A 16,461-nucleotide genomic window follows, 5' to 3' on the forward strand; every position below is an offset into this window, starting at 1 on the left:
GCTCAGGGGAAGCGCGGCGGGCGCTTTTCCCGGTGCGAGGCCAGGCCCTCGCGCGCCTCGGGACCGGTGAAGCCGAGCATCTCCAGGGCCAGGGAGGCGTCGAAGGTCGGGCCGGCGCTGCGCAGCCAGTTGTTCAGGGCGTACTTGGTCCAACGGATCGCGCTCTGGGCCCCGGCGGCGAGCCTGGCCGCGATCTCCTCGGCCTTGGCGTCGAGCTGGTCGTCGGGGGCCAGGAGCGAGATCAGCCCGATCCGTTCGGCCTCGGCCCCGGTCAGGGGCTCGCAGAGCAGGAGGTAGTACTTGGCCTTGGCCATGCCGCACAGCAGGGGCCAGACAATGGCCGCGTGGTCGCCGGCGGCGACGCCCAGGCGGGTGTGGCCGTCGATGATCTTGGCCTCGGGCGTGGCGATGGAGATGTCGGCCAAAAGGCCGCAGACCAGGCCCGCCCCGACCGCCGGCCCGCGCATGGCGCTGACCACCGGCTTGGAACAGTTGATCAGGTTGTAGACGATCTCGCGCGCCTCCTTCAGCACGCGGGCGCGGGCGTCGAAGTCCTGGGTGATCTGCTCGATCATGGCGAAGTCGCCGCCGGCCGAAAACGCCTTGCCGGTCCCGGTCAGGATCACCGCCCGGACGGCGTCGTCGCGGTCGACGTCGCGCCAGATCTCGGCCAGTTCGGCGTGCATGACCGCGTCGGCGGCGTTCAGCCGTTCCGGGTTGTTCATGCTGACGCGCAGCACGCCGGGCGAGGGGCGGTCGAAGGCGAGGCGCTGGTAGCGGGCGTAGAGGTCGCTCATGGGAGCTCCTTGGTGAGGGGTGGCCAGGCGCGTTCTGCCGGCGCGAGCAGGGTTTCGATGGCGATGGTGGTTCCGCTGGCGGCCGACCGGATCGCCGCCTCCAGCACCCCCATCACCCCCAGAACCTCGTGCGCCGGGGTGGGGTTCGCCGCCTGGCCGCGCAGGGCCTTGGCCACGGCGGCGTAGTAGAGGCCGTGGTCGCCGGCCAGGGCCGGGCGGGTGGCGCGGCGGCCCTCGGCGTCCCATATCTGCAGCGGATCGGGATCCTGGCCCCAGCCCGGCGCGCCGGGGCGCAGGCCGGCGACGTACTGAGCTTCCTGGGCGTCGGGCATCTGTTTGACCAGGCTGCCCTGGTCGCCGTGGATGGTGAAGCTGGGGACGCCGCCCGCCGCCAGCATGCTGGCGTTCAGCACCACGCGACGACGGGGATAGTCGAGCACGACATGCGCCCAATCGTCGGCCTTGGCCCCGTCGCGCAGGGCGCCCAGGCTGGCGGTGACGTCCTGCGGCAGGCCGAACAATTGCAGAGCCTGGTCGACGAGGTGCGGGCCGAGGTCGAACCAGACGCCCGAGCCCGGGCCGCCGCCCTCGCGCCAGCGGTCCCTGACCTTGGGCCGGAAGCGGTCGAAGTGGGATTCGAAATGGACGACGCGGCCGACGGCGCCCTCGGCGATGGCCTCTCGCACGGTGAGGAAATCGCTGTCCCATCGGCGGTTCTGGAACACGGAGAGCAGGCGGTCCTTCCGCCGGGCAAGGTCCAGCAGCCTTCGGGCCGAGGCGAGGTCCAGGGTGAAGGGCTTGTCCACCACCACAGCCTTTCCGGCCTTCAGCGCCGCTGTGGCCAGGGGTTCGTGGGTGTCGTTGGGGGTGGCGATCACGATCAGGTCGATGCGCGGATCGGCGAACAGGGCCTCGGGCGATACGGCGATCTCGGCCGCCGGCAGTTCGGCGGCCACGGCCTCGCGGCGGCTGGTGCTGACCGCGAACAGGCGGAACTCGGGCCGGGCGGCGAGCAGGGGGGCGTGAAACACCCGCCCGGCCAGGCCGAAGCCGATCAGTCCGACACCTATCCTGTCGTCCGCCATGTCCGCCTCACTGGTCGCGCGCCGGAGCCAAGCGCAAGGCCATCCCTGCTGCAAGCCCGATCGGGCTTTGGATCAGTCGGCGAAGGGCTTGGCTATGGTTGTCATCAGGGCGGCGGCCAGCCCGGAGACCAGGATCACGGGGGCCATGGCGATGGCCAGGCCCGAGGCGCCCACGCCCAGGGCGACGAGCTGGCCGGCGGCGAAGGGGCCGACGATCGAGCCGATCCGCCCGACCGCCACGGCCGACCCGGTGGCGACGCCGCGCGAGGCGGATGGGTAGTACATCGGCGTCACGCCATAGAGGCAGTACTGGGCGCCCAGGATGCAGAAGCCGCAAGCGCCGGCGCAGGCCAGGACCAGCGGCAGGCTGTGGGCCGCCGCCAGGCCCAGCAGCGCGACGATCAGGCCGGCGAAGGCCAGGGACACCGGCCCGCGTGCGCCGCGGCGATCGACCAGCGAGCCCAGGATCAGGGCGCCTGGAATGCTGATCGCGTTGAAGGCCAGGGCCGCCTGGGCCCCGTTGCTGGCGCTGAAGCCCTTGGACGCCACCAGGGTCGGCAGCCAGTTGAGCATCAGGTAGAGGACCAGGAGCGTCAGGCCGAACGTGGTCCAGAGCAGCGCGGTCACGCCGGCCCGGCCCTCGCCGAACAGGGCTTCGGGGATCGACGGCGCGCCGCCGGCGTGATGCTCGGCCTGCTTCCTGCGGGTCTCAGGCAAGGTCAGCAGGAACGGCAGAAGGGCCAAGGGCAGGACGCCGCCGACCAGAAACAGCGCCCGCCAGTCGAGGTGCTGGAAGGCGTAGACGGCGAACAGGCCGGACGAGGCGCCGCCGGCCGGCATGCCGCAGGCCATGGCCGAGACCAGCCGCGCGCGATGTCGAGCCGGGCTGACCTCGATGACGATGTTGATCAGGCTGGGCATGGCCGCGCCGAGGCCGAGGCCGGTCAGGAACCTGGCGGCGACCAGGCTGAGGGCGTCGGGCGCCACGGCGGTGGCCAGGCTGAACAGGCCGAACACGGTCACCGCCAGGCTCATCAGGATGCGGCGGCGCATGTGGTCGGCCAGCCACCCGCCGGCGGCGGCCCCCAGCACCAGCCCGACCATGCCGGCGGTGAACACGTTGCCGAGCGCCGCGGGGGCGAGGTGCAGGGCCGGGGCCAGCTTGGGCGCCGCAACGCCCATGGCCTGGATGTCGTAGCCCTCCAGCAGCGCCACGGCGGCGCACAGGGCGACCACGGGCGCGGCGCGGGCGGGGCTCGCAGGTGCGTCGGCCTTCATGCGGTCATTTCCCCGAAAGCCGCGGCTCTACCCCTCGGGCGGCCGCGGTCAGGCGGGAGAACAGCCGATTCAGCCGGCCTCCGCCAGCGCCATTTCACCGGCCGGGACGGGTTCGCTGCGGCGGGTGATGAAGCCGTAGGCTGCGATCCACAGGTAGCAGACGATCGGGACGGCGAGGAAAGCGGTCAGGCCGAAGGTGTCGGCGACCTTGCCGGAGATCAGCGGCACCACCGCCCCGCCGACGATGGCCAGGCAGAGGAGACCCGAGCCCTGCGGCACTGACTCGCCCAGGTCCTCGATGGCCAGGGTGAAGATGGTCGGGAACATGATCGAGTTGAACAGGCCGATGGCCAGCACCGCGACCGCCGCCATCATGCCGGACGAAAGCCCAGAAGCCGCCGCCAGCGCCGCGGCGCCGAAGGCGCAGAAGGACAACACGGCGCCCGGGCGGACCTTGCGCAGCACATAGGCGCCGATGAAGCGGCCGACCATGGCGCCGCCCCAGTAGAACATCACCAGCTTGCCGGCGATCTCGATCTTCAGCGACAGGGCGTGCGGCGACATCAGATAGCTGGTCATCATCGCCCCGATGGCCACCTCGGCGCCGACATAGGTGAAGATCGACAGCACCCCCAGCATCAGGCGCGGCTGAGCCAGGAGCTGGCGATAGGTCCCGTGCGCCTTGGGCGGGGCGGGCGGCGACTGCTTCAGGAACAGGGCGCAAAGGCCCGCCAGCAGGATCAGGCCGATGGCGATGCCCAGGAAAGGCGCCTGCATGGCGTGGGCTTCGTGGATGCGCAGCTGGCTCAGCACGCTGGCCGGCAGGCTGGCGGCCGGCGGTACCGGCTTGGAGCCCTTCAGCATCAGTTCGGCGCCGATATAGGGGCCGACGAAGGTGGCGAAGGAGTTGAAGGCCTGGGCCAAGGTCAGGCGGCTGTGGCTGTAACGCGGGTCGCCGATCACGGCGGTCAGCGGATTGGCGGCGACCTGGACGATGGTCACCCCGCTGGCGACCACGAAGATCGCGCCCAGGAAGGCCTCATAGACCCCGAGATTGGCGGCGGGGGTGAAGAGCAGGGCGCCGACCGCCGTCAGCACCAGGCCCGCGATCACCGTCTTAAGATAGCCGACCCGGCCCAGCAGCCACGCCGCCGGGAGGGAGACCAGGAAATAGGCGATGAAGAACACGAACGGCGTCAGCGCCGCCTCGGTGTAGTTCAGGGCGAACATGCCCTTCAGCTTGGGCGTCAGGGTGTCGTTGATCACCACCGTGCAGAAGCCGAAGGCGAAGAAAAGGGCCATTGCCAGGGGGATCAGCCGCCGGGCGCCGCCTCCCGAGGCGGAGGACGGAGGGGCGGAAATGACGGCTGCGGGCAAGTCGGGTCTCTCCCTGGGACGGGCGCGCGTTCGCGGCCTGGCCGCTTCGACGCCGCTGCTGTTGTGACAACGCTACCAATATCGGGTCGGGGCAGGGTTGTCACGCCGCCTGGAGCGGAAATTCCGCTGCGTAAGGGTGGCGGGGCGTCAGGCCGTCGCGGCGGCGCCGGTATGTTCCTTGGCCCCCGGATAGGGGCTGGCGATGGCGGCGAGCAGCCGCTCGGCGCTGATCGGCTTGCCCAGATGGCCGTCCATGCCGGCCTCCAGGCAGCGGGCCACCTGTTCGGGCAGCACGTTTGCGGTCATGGCCAGGATCACCGGCCGCCGGGCGCCGAGCTGGGCGGCTTCGCGGATGCGGCGGGTGGCGGTCAGGCCATCCATGTTGGGCATCTGCACGTCCATCAGGATCAGGTCGAACGGCGTGCGCAGCGCCGCCTCGACCGCCTCGACGCCGTCCTGGGCGGTCTCGACCTCGAGATCGAAGGGCGAGAGCAGGGTGCAGATCAGCTCGCGGTTCACCGCATTGTCGTCGACGACCAGCAGACGCATGGCCGGGTCGATGTCGGCGGCGGCGGTGCTGGCCCTGGTGGCCCGGACCGGCTGGTCCGGGGCGGCTTCGAGCACGATCTCGAACCAGAAGGTCGAGCCTTCGCCAATTCGGCTTTCGACCCCGACGCTCCCGCCGAGGGCCTCCATGATCCGCTTGGAGATCGCAAGGCCCAGGCCCGTGCCGCCGTACTGGCGCGAGGTCGAGGCGTCGGCCTGGGTGAAGCGGTCGAAGAGAGACGGCAGCTGTTCGGTCGAGATTCCGATGCCAGTGTCCTCGACGGCGATCCGCAGGCGGCGCACCTCGCCGGCCTCTGTCTGAGACAACCGCACGCACACGCGGCCGCGGCTGGTGAATTTGATGGCGTTGGAGAGGAAGTTCAGCAGGACCTGCCTCAGTCGCGGCTCGTCGCCCATCAGCCGGTCGCCCGGGCCGGCGGCGGCGATCTCCAGCGCCACGCCCTTGGCTTCGGCCTGACCGGCCAGCATGGCCACGGCGGACTCGACCAGGCTTCGCGGGTCGAAGGGCGCCAGTTCCGGCTCCACGGCGCCGGCTTCCAGGCGCGAGAAGTCGAGTACGTCGTTGACCACGCCCAGGAGGGTGTGGCTGGCGTCTGCGATCAGGGCCAGGTGGCGCGCGCCGGCCGGGCTCAGTTCCTCCGAGGTCTTCAGCACCTCGGAGAATCCGATGATAGCGTTGAGCGGCGTCCTGAGCTCATGGGTCATGTTGGCCAGGAAGTCGGACTTGGCCTGGCCGGCGGCCTTGGCCTCGCTGAGCGCGCGCAACAGTGCATCCTCCAGCGCCTTGCGCCGGTTGATCACGCGAGAGGTGGACAAGAGCTCGCCGTCGCCGTCCAGCCGGCGGACCATGCTCTCGACCCAGGCCTCCGACCCGTCCTTGAGATGAACCCGGTACTCGGCGACGACCGGCTCGCCGCCGGGTTTCAGTCCTTCCAGCACGCCGCGGATCCGGCCGGCGTCCTCCGGGTGCACCTCCAGCAGCGCCGGCTGTTCCTGCAGTTCCTCGGGCGTGAAGCCCAGGGTGCGCTTGACCGAGGGCGAGGTGTATTTGCGCTTCAGGTCCTGGGTCCAGAGGGTGATCACGTCGGTCTGGTTGTCGGCCAGCAGGCGATAGAGGCCCTCGCTGCGCGCAAGCCGGTCCAGGGCGCGCTCTGCGCCGGCGGAGGACTCTTCGGCCTCCTGCCGCCGCTGCTGGATCTCGGCGATGACCCGGTTCTTTTGCGCAGCGCTTTCCAGCGCTTCGGCCGCCATGCGGCGCTGACCCAAAACCAGCAGGCTGAGGGGGATGCTCGACAGGGCGGCGGCGATCACGGCGCACAGAAGAGTGAGGGGCGAAAGAGCTCGAACGGCGAACGCCACCAGGATGTTGGCGGCCAGGGCCAGCAGGAACACGCTGGCGACGGTCTTCAGGCGCATCCAGGACATCGGGACGGAACCGAGCGACGCCTTCATGCCAGACGCGCCGCCACGAAGGCGCCTTCGCCCAGATCGGCGTCGGTCAGGTCCACCGGCCGTTCTCCGCCGCTGGCCAGGGGCAGCGGGCGCAGATCCGCGCGGTCGAACCGGGCGTAACGCAGCTTGGCGCCGCGGAACGAAGCACCCCGAAGGTCTGCGCCGCTGAAGTCGGCGTCCCTGAGGTCCGCGTCGTCGAAGCGCGCCCCTTGAAGCTGAGCGTTGGTGAAGCGGGCTCCGACCCCGCAGGCCCGGCGGGCGGTGAGGGCGGCGAGCCGCCGGCCGGCGAAGGCGTCGCCGAGCGGGCGCAGGTCTTCATCGTCCAGTTCGGCTGGTGCGCCGTCGGCGCCGTTGCTGGCGACCCATCGGTCGGCGGCGGCGATGCGGGCCATCAGTTCGGGAACTCGCCGAAGCGCCTGCTCGGAAACATCCAGCACACAGCCGTCCAGCGCGCCGGGATCGAGCTTCGCGCCGCCCAGGTTCGCGCCGGTCAGGATGGCGCCGCGGAAGCGTCCGCCGCGCAGGTCCGCGCCGGCCAGATCCGCGCCGGCCATGCAGGCGCCGGTGAAGTTGGCGCGGTTCAGCCGGGCGTTGTTCAGGCGCGCGTTGCGCATCGAACAGTGGGTGAAATCCACCTCGAAGGTGATCTCGCCCGCAACGGCCTCGGCGGCCTGGGATGGGCTGCTGAGCCGGAAGTCTTCGGACACCCCTGCCGGCGACAGCACCGCCTGGCGCATGTCGGCCTGATCGAAGCAGGCGCCGGAGAGGTTCGCCCGGCGCAGGCTGGCGCCGCGGATGTCGGCTTGCGCGAAGCTGGCGTCGGCGGCGTCGACATCACGCAGGTCGGCGAGTTGCAGGCAGGCGCGCTCGAGGTTGGCGGCGGCAAGGCGGCAGGCCTGCAGATTGGCGCCGGTCAGGTCTGCCAGGGCGAAGACGCGGCCGGAGAAGTCGCAGCTGGGCGCCTGGACATAGCGCCATATGGCGCGCTGCCCCTTCGGCTCGCCGCGCACGAAACGTTCATGGGCGGACAGGAATTGTCGCAGTTCAGCTTCGCTGTATCGAGGCGAGCGAACGCTGTTCTTGCTCGCGCTGGCGAAGTTGAACGGCGTCACGGCGTCCCCAGGAACACAGCCAAAACCCCGCAGTCAGGGCGCTACTGGCAAGGGATTACCGAGCGCCGCTTTCGATATGTTTAATTTCAACGTACGGGCGGCGCAAAACACAAGGACAACCGGTTTTGGGTGTTCTGACAAATTGTCGCAGAGGTTCGGTCCAGATCAGATTTGTTTGTGTCCTGCGATGTTAGTCTTGAAGCAATCGCTTCCGTCGCGGCAGTTCCTGAGGTCTTGGAGCTCGATCGACCGCCTGAAGGGCGCTGGGCTTCGCAAATTCTGGCGGGTCGCCTGCGGGGCGAAGCCTGCTCCGAAAGCGCGGGAGCGGCTTGCCGCGCACGGCGTTCATGAGTTGGGGGCGCCTTAGGGAGCCCGGCCATGGACCTTTGCAGGCGGCACCCGGCCGACGAGATCGACCAGCTGTCTATCGCCACCATTCGCACCTTGACCGTCGACGCGGTGGAGCGGGCGAAGTCGGGCCATGCCGGCTTGCCGCTGGGGATGGCGGCTGCGGCCTATACGCTCTGGAGCAGGTTTCTGACCTATGACCCGGCTCAGCCGCTCTGGCCGGGACGGGACCGGTTCGTGCTCTCGGCCGGTCATGGCTCGATGCTGCTGTACGCTTTGCTTCACCTGGCGAACGTCGCTGAGGTCGACCGGACGGGAGAGCCGACAGGCAGCCCTGCCGTAAGCCTCGACGGCATCAGGGCCTTCCGCCAGCTAGACAGCGTCTGCCCTGGCCATCCGGAATACGGGATGACCACGGGCGTCGAGGCCACCACCGGGCCGCTCGGGCAGGGCGTCGGCGACAGCGTCGGCATGGCCATCGCCGCCAAATGGCTGGGGGCGCGCTATGACCGGGCTGGTTCAGCCCTGTTCGGGCAAAGGGTCTACGCTCTCTGCAGCGATGGCGATCTGATGGAGGGGATCAGCGGCGAGGCGGCGTCGCTGGCCGGCCACCTGGGTCTCTGCAACCTGTGCTGGATCTACGACGACAACAGCGTGACCATCGACGGACCCACCCGGCTGGCGTTCAGCGAAGATGTCCGGCGACGGTTCGAAGGCTATGGCTGGGCCACCCATCGGGTCGAGGACGCCAACGACTGCGCGGCCTTCGCCGAGGCCATCGAGCGCTTCCTCGGCACTCCCGACCGCCCGACCCTGATTGCGGTGCGTAGCACCATCGGTTTCGGCGCGCCCGACCTTCAAGGCACGTCCAAGGCCCACAGCGATCCATTCGGCGCCGAGGAAGTGCGACGCACCAAGCGCGCCTACGGCTGGCCTGAGGATGCTCAGTTCCGGGTTCCCCCGGCGGTTCCGCAGCGCTTCGCGGAGACCGTGGGACGACGCGGCGCGGAAGCCCGGATGGCCTGGGAAGAGCGCCTTGGCCGTTTGAAACTCGAAGCGCCGGACCTGGCCGCCGAATTGACGCGCGGCCTGGCCGGCCAGTCGAAACCGGGTTGGGAGGACAAAATCCCGGCCTTCGAGCCGGACCCCAGCGGCATGGCCACGCGCGAAGCGTCCGGCCGGGTGCTCAACGCCTTAGCGCCGCATATGCCGTGGCTGCTCGGCGGGTCCGCCGATCTTGCCGGCTCGAACAAGACCGAGCTGAAATTCGACGGTGCTGGTGATTTCGAGGCCGGCGCTTTTGGGGGCCGGAACCTGCATTTCGGCATACGCGAGCACACCATGGGGGCGATCGCCAATGGCCTCGCCCTGTCGGGCCTGAGGCCTTTCGTTGGGACCTTCCTGGTCTTCAGTGACTACATGCGACCGCCGATCCGGCTGGCGGCCATGGGCGGGCTTCCTGTGGTTTTCGTGTTCAGCCACGACTCCATCGGCCTGGGTCAGGACGGTCCGACTCATCAGCCGGTCGAGCAACTGGCCGGACTCCGGGCTGTTCCGGGCCTGATGGTGATCCGGCCCTGCGACGCGAACGAGACGGCAGAAGCCTGGCGGGTGATCCTGGGACAATCCGAGCGGCCCGCCTGCCTGGTCCTGTCGCGCCAGGCCCTGCCCGTGCTGGATCGCGGGAAGTTCGCCCCTGCCAGCGGCCTCGCCCGGGGCGGCTATGTGCTCGCGGGCGGCGAAGAGACACCCGACGTCATCCTGATCGCCTCCGGAGGCGAGGTGGCCGCCTGCCTCGAGGCGCGCGAGACATTGGCGAGCGAGGGCCTCCGTTGCCGGGTCGTGTCCATGCCCTCGTTCGACCTGTTCGAGGCCCAGGACGAAGCTTACCGACGCTCGGTGCTGCCGCCGGCCGTGAAGGCCCGGCTGGCGGTCGAAGCAGCCTCGCCACTCGGTTGGGATCGCTATGTCGGCCCCGAGGGCGCGGTGATCGCCATGCGCCGCTTCGGCGCCTCCGCGCCCTATGCAGACCTTCAGTCCAAATTCGGCTTCACCGCCGCCGATGTCGCCGAGGCGGCGCGGCGGTTGACCTGCAGATAGGAGACGCCCCCATGACCAATCCGCTGCTGCAGCTGGCCAAGGCCGGCCAATCTGTCTGGCTCGACCATCTTGACCGGGAAATCCTTGAGAGCGGGCGGCTCGAGCGCTGGATCGCCGAGGATGGCGTCAGGGGACTGACCTCGAACCCGACCCTGTTCGAAAAGGCGATCGCCGAGGGCGACGCCTACGACAAAGGTATCCGCCGATTGCTGAGCGAACAGGAGCTGTCGCCGAAGCGGCTCTATGAGGCCCTGGCCATCAACGACATCCGGGAGGCGGCCGACCGCTTCCGCCCGGTGTTCGAGCAACTCGGTGGCGAGGACGGCTTCGTCAGCCTGGAGGTTTCGCCACATCTGGCGGACGATGCGGCCGGCACGGTGGTCGAGGCGCGCCGGCTGTGGAAGGCCGTCGGCCGGCCCAACCTGATGATCAAGGTCCCGGGCACGCGCGCCGGCTACCAGGCGATCCGGCAACTGATCGGGGAGGGGGTGAACGTCAATGTCACCCTGCTGTTCGGCCTCGACGCCTATCGGGCCGTCGCCGAGGCGCACATGGCCGGGCTGGAGGACCTGAGGGCCGAGGGCGGGGACATCAGCCAGGTGCGCGGCGTCGCCAGCTTCTTCGTCAGCCGCATCGACACCGCGATCGACCAGGCCATCGACGAACGCTTCAAAGCCGGTGTCGGCCCGGAGGCGGAGATCCTTCGGACTCTTCGGGGCCGGGTGGCCATCGCCAACGCCAAGCTGGCCTATCAGGCCTATCTGGACATGATCGGCGGGGCCCGATGGAAGGCGCTTGCGGCCGCAGGAGCCAAGCCACAGCGGGTGTTGTGGGCGTCCACCGGGACCAAGGATCCCACCTATTCGGACGTGCTCTATGTCGAGAGCCTGATCGGCCCGGATACGATTACTACTGTGCCGCCAAAGACGCTCGATGCGTTCCGCGATCACGGCCGGGTCCCCGCCACCCTGGTCGCAGCCGATCCGCCCCTGACCGCCGAGTTGGACCTTGCCCGAAGCGTGATCGCCCAGGTCGAGCGCGCTGGGCTCGACCTCGACGGCGTGACGAGGGAACTGCTCGCCGATGGCGTGCGCAAGTTCTCCGGTTCGTATGACAAACTGCTGGAAGCCCTGTCAGCCAAGCGCGGCGCCTTGGCGGCGTCCCGCAGCATTGCGCATGCCGGGCGATCAGCGCTGACACTGGGAATGGTCGGCCTCGGCCGCATGGGGGGCGACATCGCCCGTCGCCTGATGAGCGCCGGGCATTCATGTGTCGTCTTCGATCGCGACGAAGGGGCGAGGCGAAAGCTCGCAGATGCTGGAGCCACCGCGGCGAACGATCTCTCCGATCTGGTCCGCAAGCTGGCGTCGCCCCGTCTGGTCTGGCTGATGCTGCCCGCTGGTGAGGCGACGGAGGAGACGGTCGTGGCCCTGTCGGCGCTGCTGGAACGGGGCGATGTGATTATCGATGGCGGCAACGGGTTCTACCGCGACGATATTCGCCGAGCCCGCAAGCTGCGCGCGCAGGGGATCGACTATGTCGACGCCGGGGTCTCGGGCGGCGTTTGGGGGCGCGAGCGCGGCTACTGCCTGATGGTCGGGGGCGAGGCGCGGGCGTTCGAGGCCATCGAGCCGATCCTGCGCACGCTCGCGCCGGGGCTGGGCCAGCTCCCGCGCACCCAGCGGCCGGCCGGCGCTGATCCCCGTCCGGAGCTGGGCTATGTGCACGCCGGTCCGGTCGGGGCCGGGCACTTCGTCAAGATGGTGCACAACGGGGTCGAATACGGCCTGATGCAGGCGCTGTCGGAAGGCTTCGACCTGTTGCGCGGCCGCGGCGCGGCCACGATGCCGGAGGGAGAGCGCTATGATTTCAACCTCGCGGACATAGCCGAGACCTGGCGCCGGGGCAGCGTGGTTTCGTCCTGGCTCCTGGACCTGGTCGCTCAGGCCCTGGCGCGCGATCCGGCTTTGGAGCACTTCGAGGGTGATGTGGCCGACAGCGGCGAAGGCCGCTGGGCCCTGGCCGCAGCGGTGGAGGAGGAGGCGCCCGCCAGCGCCCTCGCCAACGCCCTGTTCGCCCGGTTCAGATCCCGCGAGACTCATACCTTCGGCGAGAAATTGTTGTCTGCGATGCGTTTTGGCTTTGGCCATCACGTCGAGCCGTCCAACGGGGCGGACCGTGGGGCCGCCGCCTAGATCAGGTCGAACCAGGGTTCGCCCGTAGTCGCGGCTGTGCTTCAGAAAGCAGAATCGACTCCTCCTCGCTCAGGCCGCCTCGCCGGATTTGATTGAAATCAGGGCGGACAGCGTGACCGGCCCCACCATGCCGCCGATCGCGGACACGGAGAGACCATGCCGACGACCAGGAAGGACCAGGCCATCGCTACGGGCGAGGGCCAGCTTTGCGCCAAGCTGGTCGCGCTGGACACCTTTCGCGAGAACACCGTGCTGCTGGCGCGCGACTGTGCGGCGCTGCGGCCCGAACGCTTACGGGGAGTCCGCAAGGTCGAGGTGCGGTCGGGCCGCGGGACCGTGCTGGCGATCCCCCTGATCTGCGACGATCCGAACCTCGTGGCCGCGCACGAGGCGGGCCTGTCGCAACCCCTGGCGCGCCGGCTGGGGGCCCGCCCCGGCGAATGGCTGCAGGTCCGCCCCGCCCCGCCGCTCGACACCCTGCAGGCGGTCCGGGCCAAGGTGGCCGGCGAGACGCTCAGCGCCGCTGCTTATGATGCGATCGCCCGCGACCTCGCAGAGCACCGCTGGTCGGACATCGAGATTTCGGCCTTCCTGATCGCCTGCGCCAGCTCGATGACCGCCGAGGAGACCTTGGACCTGACCCGCGCCATGGTGGCGGCGGGCGACCGCCTGACCTGGGACCGCGACCTCGTCGTCGACAAGCATTGCATAGGCGGGGTGCCGGGCAACCGGACCTCGCTGATCGTGGCGCCGATCGTGGCCGCCCATGGCCTGTTGATCCCCAAGACCTCCTCCCGGGCCATCACCTCGCCGTCCGGGACCGCGGACACGATGGAGGTGCTGGCGCGGGTCGATCTGTCGGAGGAGGAGATGCGCAGCGTGGTGGAGCGCTGCGGCGGCTGCATCACCTGGGGCGGGCGCGTGCGGCTCTCGCCCGCCGACGACGTGCTGATTTCGGTCGAGCGCCCGCTCTCGATCGATACGCCCGAGCAGATGACCGCCTCGATCCTGTCGAAGAAGCTGGCGGCGGGTTCGACCTATCTGGTGCTCGACATCCCCGTCGGACCGACGGCCAAGGTCCGCGACCGGCGCGAAGCGCTGCGGCTGAAGAAGCTGTTCGAGTTCGTCGCCCGGCGGCTGGGCCTGGAGCTGGAGGTGCTGGTCACCGACGCCGCCGAGCCGATCGGCCGTGGCGTCGGGCCGGTGCTTGAGGCCCGCGACGTGCGCGCGGTGCTGGAGGGGCGGGCCGACGCCCCTGCGGACCTGCGGGAGAAGGCCCTGCTGCTCGCTGGCCGCTTGCTGGAAGCGGATCCTAACATGCCCGGCGGAAGCGGGGCCAAGCGCGCCCGCGAGCTGCTGGAGAGCGGCGCTGCGGCCCGCAAGCTGGACCAGATCGCCGAAGCCCAGGGGCCTTCGCCGGTGGACGGGCGCCTCGGCGGGCTGATCCACGAGGTCCTGGCCCCCACATCCGGCCGGGTCGAACGCATCGACTGCCTGCAGATCGCGGCCATCGCCCGGCGATGCGGCGCGCCGAGCGATCCGGGCGCAGGCGTCGACCTCCTGGCCAAGACCGGCGCGCAGGTCCGCAAGGGCGATCCGCTGTACCGCATCCATGGCTGCGAGGCGCTCGACTTCGGGTCCGCGGTCGACCTGGCCGGCGACAACAGCGGCTACGAGCTGGCCTCGTGAGCGCGCTGGTCTGCGCCTTCGCCGACCAGGCGGCCCGCGCCGAAGCCCTGGCGTCTTCACTCAAAGCGCCCTTCAGCCTGATCGACCTGCACCGCTTCCCGGACGGCGAGGGCTTGCCGACCGTAGGCCCGCCGGCGGAAACGGTGCTGGTCTATTGCTCGCTGGATCGGCCGGACGCCAAGATCATGCCGCTAGCGCTCGCCTGCGACGCCTGGCGGCGGGCCGGCGTGCGGCGGCTGGTGCTGGTTGCGCCCTATCTCGCCTATATGCGCCAGGACAAGGTGTTCGCAGCCGGCCAGCCCGTGAGCCGCGACGTGATCGGCGAGATCCTCGGATGCCGCTTCGATCGCATCGTGACGGTCGAGCCGCATCTCCACCGGACCCGCGACATCGGGGCCGTGTTCGGGACCGAGGTCACGACGCTGTCGGCCGCGAGGGTGCTGGCCGACGCGATCGGCGTTCGCGGCGAGCCGCCGCTGCTGATCGGCCCCGACGAAGAGTCCGCGCGCTGGACCGCGGCTATCGCAGACTTGATGGACGCTCCGCATCTGGTGCTGAGCAAGACGCGGCTCGGCGATCGGCGGGTGGAGCTTTCGGTCAATGAGCCGTCCGCGCTCGCCGGCCGGCGGGTGGTGCTGGTGGACGACATCTGCTCCAGCGGCGCGACACTGGCCGAAGCGGCGCGCCTCGCCCTGCGTTGCGGGGCCAGGTCGGTGGAGGCCGGCGTGGTGCACGCCCTGTTCGACCACAGCGCCGCCGAGGCGTTGAAAGCGGCCGGCCTGACCCGCATCGTGTCGACCGACAGCTGCCCCCATCCTACCAACGTCGCGCCGCTCGCCTCCCTGCTGGCGGACGCCCTGGCCGGAGAAATCGCCTCATGAGCCTTCGATTGTCCTTTCACGGCGCGGCCGGCTGCGTGACCGGCTTCTGCGCCCGGCTGGAGACCGATCAGGCCACGGTCCTGATCGACTGCGGTATGTTCCAGGGCTCCAAGACGCTCAAGGCCCTGAACTATCAGCCGTTTCCTTTCGATGCCGGCAAGGTCGACGCGGTGCTGCTGACCCACGCCCACATCGACCACTCGGGCCTGTTGCCGAAGCTGATGCTGGCCGGGTTCGAGGGCCCCATCTACGCCACCGAGGCGACGCGCGAGCTGTGCGAGGTGATGCTGGCCGACGCCGGCGGCATCCAGGAGAGCGAGGTGGCCCACCTGAACCGTCGCAACCAGCAGCGCGGCCGCCCGCCGGTCGAGCCGATCTATACCGAGGGCGACGGCCGCAAGGTCGTGCGCCAGTTCAAGCGGGTGGAGCTGAACGAGGTGGTCGAGGTCGCGCCCGGCGTCTCCGCCACCTATTGGGAGGCGGGCCACATCCTGGGCTCGACTTCGATCGAGGTGCGGGTCGAGACGGCGGAAGGCGTCCAGACGATCCTGTTCTCCGGTGACCTGGGGAGCGGCGGGCGCGACTATTCCCCCGACCCGCAGGGGCCTGCCGGGGTCGACCATCTGGTCATCGAGTCGACCTATGGCGATCGTGAGCGGGAGGTGATCACGCCGGATGCGCGCCGCAGGCTGTTGGCCGAGGAACTCGCCGCGGCGCACGAGGCGGGCGGCCCCTTGCTGATCCCCGCCTTCGCCGTCGAGCGGTCGCAGGAGCTCCTGGCCGATCTGATGACCCTGATGGCCTCGGGGGATGCGCCGGCCGGCGATATCTTCCTCGACTCGCCGCTGGCGATCGAGGCCACCGAGATCTTCGTCCGCCGCGGCTGGAACAAGGCGAGCGGTCGCAATCCGTTCAAGGATATCCACGCCAGCGGCCGGCTGAAGTTTTTGCGCGACCCGTGGGAAAGCGACAGCCTGGAACGGCTGCGCGGTTGGCATGTGATCATGGCCGCCAGCGGCATGTGCGACGCTGGCCGAGTGCGCAAGCACCTGAAGCGGCTGTTGTGGCGGCGCGAGGCCACGGTGCTGATCGCCGGTTATCAGGCGACCGGCACGCTGGGGCGGATCCTGCTCGACGGCGCGCGCAATGTCCGCATTCAGGGCGAAGACATCCACGTCCGCGCCCGGATACGCAATCTCGACATCTATTCCGCCCACGCCGACGCCACGGGCCTGACCGCCTGGGCCAAGGCGCGCGGGCCGGTCCGCGGCGCCGTCTTCGTGGCCCATGGTGAACCGCAGGGCGCGCAGGGACTGGCTGACCGGCTCGCCGCGGCTGGCTTCGACAAAGCCAAGATCCACATCCCGCGGATCGACCAGCGGTTCCGGCTGCAGCCGACGGGGCCTCAGCCGCTGGAAGACCTCCAGCCCCGCATCGCCTCGCCGGCCGCTGCAAGGCCGGACTGGCACAATGCGCGCGCCCAGCTGCTGATCGATCTCGACACCAGGCTGGAGCACGCAGGCTCGGACGAGGAGCGCGCAGACCTGATCCGCCGCCTGGCACGGGATCTTGGCCGATAG

At 69.8% G+C, this 16,461-nt stretch carries 11 protein-coding genes; 5 read left to right on the forward strand and 6 right to left on the reverse strand.

What is annotated here, in order from left to right; genetic code table 11:
- Positions 1–2: 2 nt before the first annotated feature.
- The 6 genes from KCG34_RS02065 to KCG34_RS02090 form a co-directional block, all read right to left on the reverse strand.
- Positions 3–797 (reverse strand): enoyl-CoA hydratase/isomerase family protein, encoded by a 795-nt coding sequence (locus KCG34_RS02065; RefSeq protein ID WP_211938747.1) that lies wholly within the window; start codon positions 795–797, stop codon positions 3–5.
- Entirely contained in the window at positions 794–1,882 is a 1,089-nt protein-coding gene (locus tag KCG34_RS02070; protein WP_211938748.1) for an oxidoreductase, read from the reverse strand. The genes KCG34_RS02065 and KCG34_RS02070 overlap by 4 nt, the downstream gene beginning before the upstream one ends.
- A 72-nt stretch (positions 1,883–1,954) precedes the next feature.
- Complete coding sequence (locus KCG34_RS02075; RefSeq protein ID WP_211938749.1) at positions 1,955–3,160, reverse strand: MFS transporter; 1,206 nt, start codon at positions 3,158–3,160, stop codon at positions 1,955–1,957.
- A gap of 69 nt (positions 3,161–3,229) precedes the next feature.
- The gene (locus KCG34_RS02080; protein ID WP_249138179.1) at positions 3,230–4,537 is read right to left on the reverse strand and encodes a sugar MFS transporter; all 1,308 of its coding nucleotides are present in this window, start codon (positions 4,535–4,537) and stop codon (positions 3,230–3,232) included.
- A gap of 147 nt (positions 4,538–4,684) precedes the next feature.
- Positions 4,685–6,556 carry a PAS domain-containing hybrid sensor histidine kinase/response regulator gene (locus KCG34_RS02085; protein ID WP_249138180.1) on the reverse strand — a complete coding sequence of 624 codons (1,872 nt, stop codon included), beginning with the start codon at positions 6,554–6,556 and terminating at the stop codon, positions 4,685–4,687.
- Complete coding sequence (locus KCG34_RS02090; protein ID WP_211938750.1) at positions 6,553–7,668, reverse strand: pentapeptide repeat-containing protein; 1,116 nt, start codon at positions 7,666–7,668, stop codon at positions 6,553–6,555. Before KCG34_RS02090 ends, KCG34_RS02085 begins: the two co-directional genes overlap by 4 nt.
- A 378-nt stretch (positions 7,669–8,046) precedes the next feature.
- On the opposite strand from KCG34_RS02090, the gene tkt reads away from it, so the two are divergent.
- From tkt to KCG34_RS02115, 5 genes are all read left to right on the forward strand, one after another.
- Complete coding sequence (gene tkt / locus KCG34_RS02095) at positions 8,047–10,116, forward strand: transketolase (RefSeq protein WP_211938751.1); 2,070 nt, start codon at positions 8,047–8,049, stop codon at positions 10,114–10,116.
- An 11-nt stretch (positions 10,117–10,127) separates the two neighbouring features.
- Positions 10,128–12,311, forward strand: a complete 2,184-nt coding sequence (gene gnd / locus KCG34_RS02100) for a phosphogluconate dehydrogenase (NAD(+)-dependent, decarboxylating) (protein WP_211938752.1) — start codon at positions 10,128–10,130, stop codon at positions 12,309–12,311.
- 156 nt (positions 12,312–12,467) lie between these two features.
- Positions 12,468–14,000 (forward strand): thymidine phosphorylase family protein, encoded by a 1,533-nt coding sequence (locus KCG34_RS02105; protein ID WP_211938753.1) that lies wholly within the window; start codon positions 12,468–12,470, stop codon positions 13,998–14,000.
- On the forward strand, positions 13,997–14,881 hold the full coding sequence (locus tag KCG34_RS02110; protein ID WP_211938754.1) for a ribose-phosphate diphosphokinase: 885 nt from the start codon (positions 13,997–13,999) through the stop codon (positions 14,879–14,881). The genes KCG34_RS02105 and KCG34_RS02110 overlap by 4 nt, the downstream gene beginning before the upstream one ends.
- Entirely contained in the window at positions 14,878–16,461 is a 1,584-nt protein-coding gene (locus KCG34_RS02115) for an MBL fold metallo-hydrolase (RefSeq protein ID WP_211938755.1), read from the forward strand. Before KCG34_RS02110 ends, KCG34_RS02115 begins: the two co-directional genes overlap by 4 nt.

Origin of the sequence: Phenylobacterium montanum (assembly GCF_018135625.1) — a bacterium.
GTDB lineage: Bacteria > Pseudomonadota > Alphaproteobacteria > Caulobacterales > Caulobacteraceae > Poindextera > Poindextera montana.

Coding starts and splice junctions, on each gene's coding strand:
- KCG34_RS02065 (WP_211938747.1), bottom strand. CDS start 797: ATGAGCGACCTCTACGCCCGCTACCAGCGCCTCGCCTTCGACCGCCCC.
- KCG34_RS02070 (WP_211938748.1), bottom strand. CDS start 1,882: ATGGCGGACGACAGGATAGGTGTCGGACTGATCGGCTTCGGCCTGGCC.
- KCG34_RS02075 (WP_211938749.1), bottom strand. CDS start 3,160: ATGAAGGCCGACGCACCTGCGAGCCCCGCCCGCGCCGCGCCCGTGGTC.
- KCG34_RS02085 (WP_249138180.1), bottom strand. CDS start 6,556: ATGAAGGCGTCGCTCGGTTCCGTCCCGATGTCCTGGATGCGCCTGAAG.
- tkt (WP_211938751.1), top strand. CDS start 8,047: ATGGACCTTTGCAGGCGGCACCCGGCCGACGAGATCGACCAGCTGTCT.
- gnd (WP_211938752.1), top strand. CDS start 10,128: ATGACCAATCCGCTGCTGCAGCTGGCCAAGGCCGGCCAATCTGTCTGG.
- KCG34_RS02105 (WP_211938753.1), top strand. CDS start 12,468: ATGCCGACGACCAGGAAGGACCAGGCCATCGCTACGGGCGAGGGCCAG.
- KCG34_RS02115 (WP_211938755.1), top strand. CDS start 14,878: ATGAGCCTTCGATTGTCCTTTCACGGCGCGGCCGGCTGCGTGACCGGC.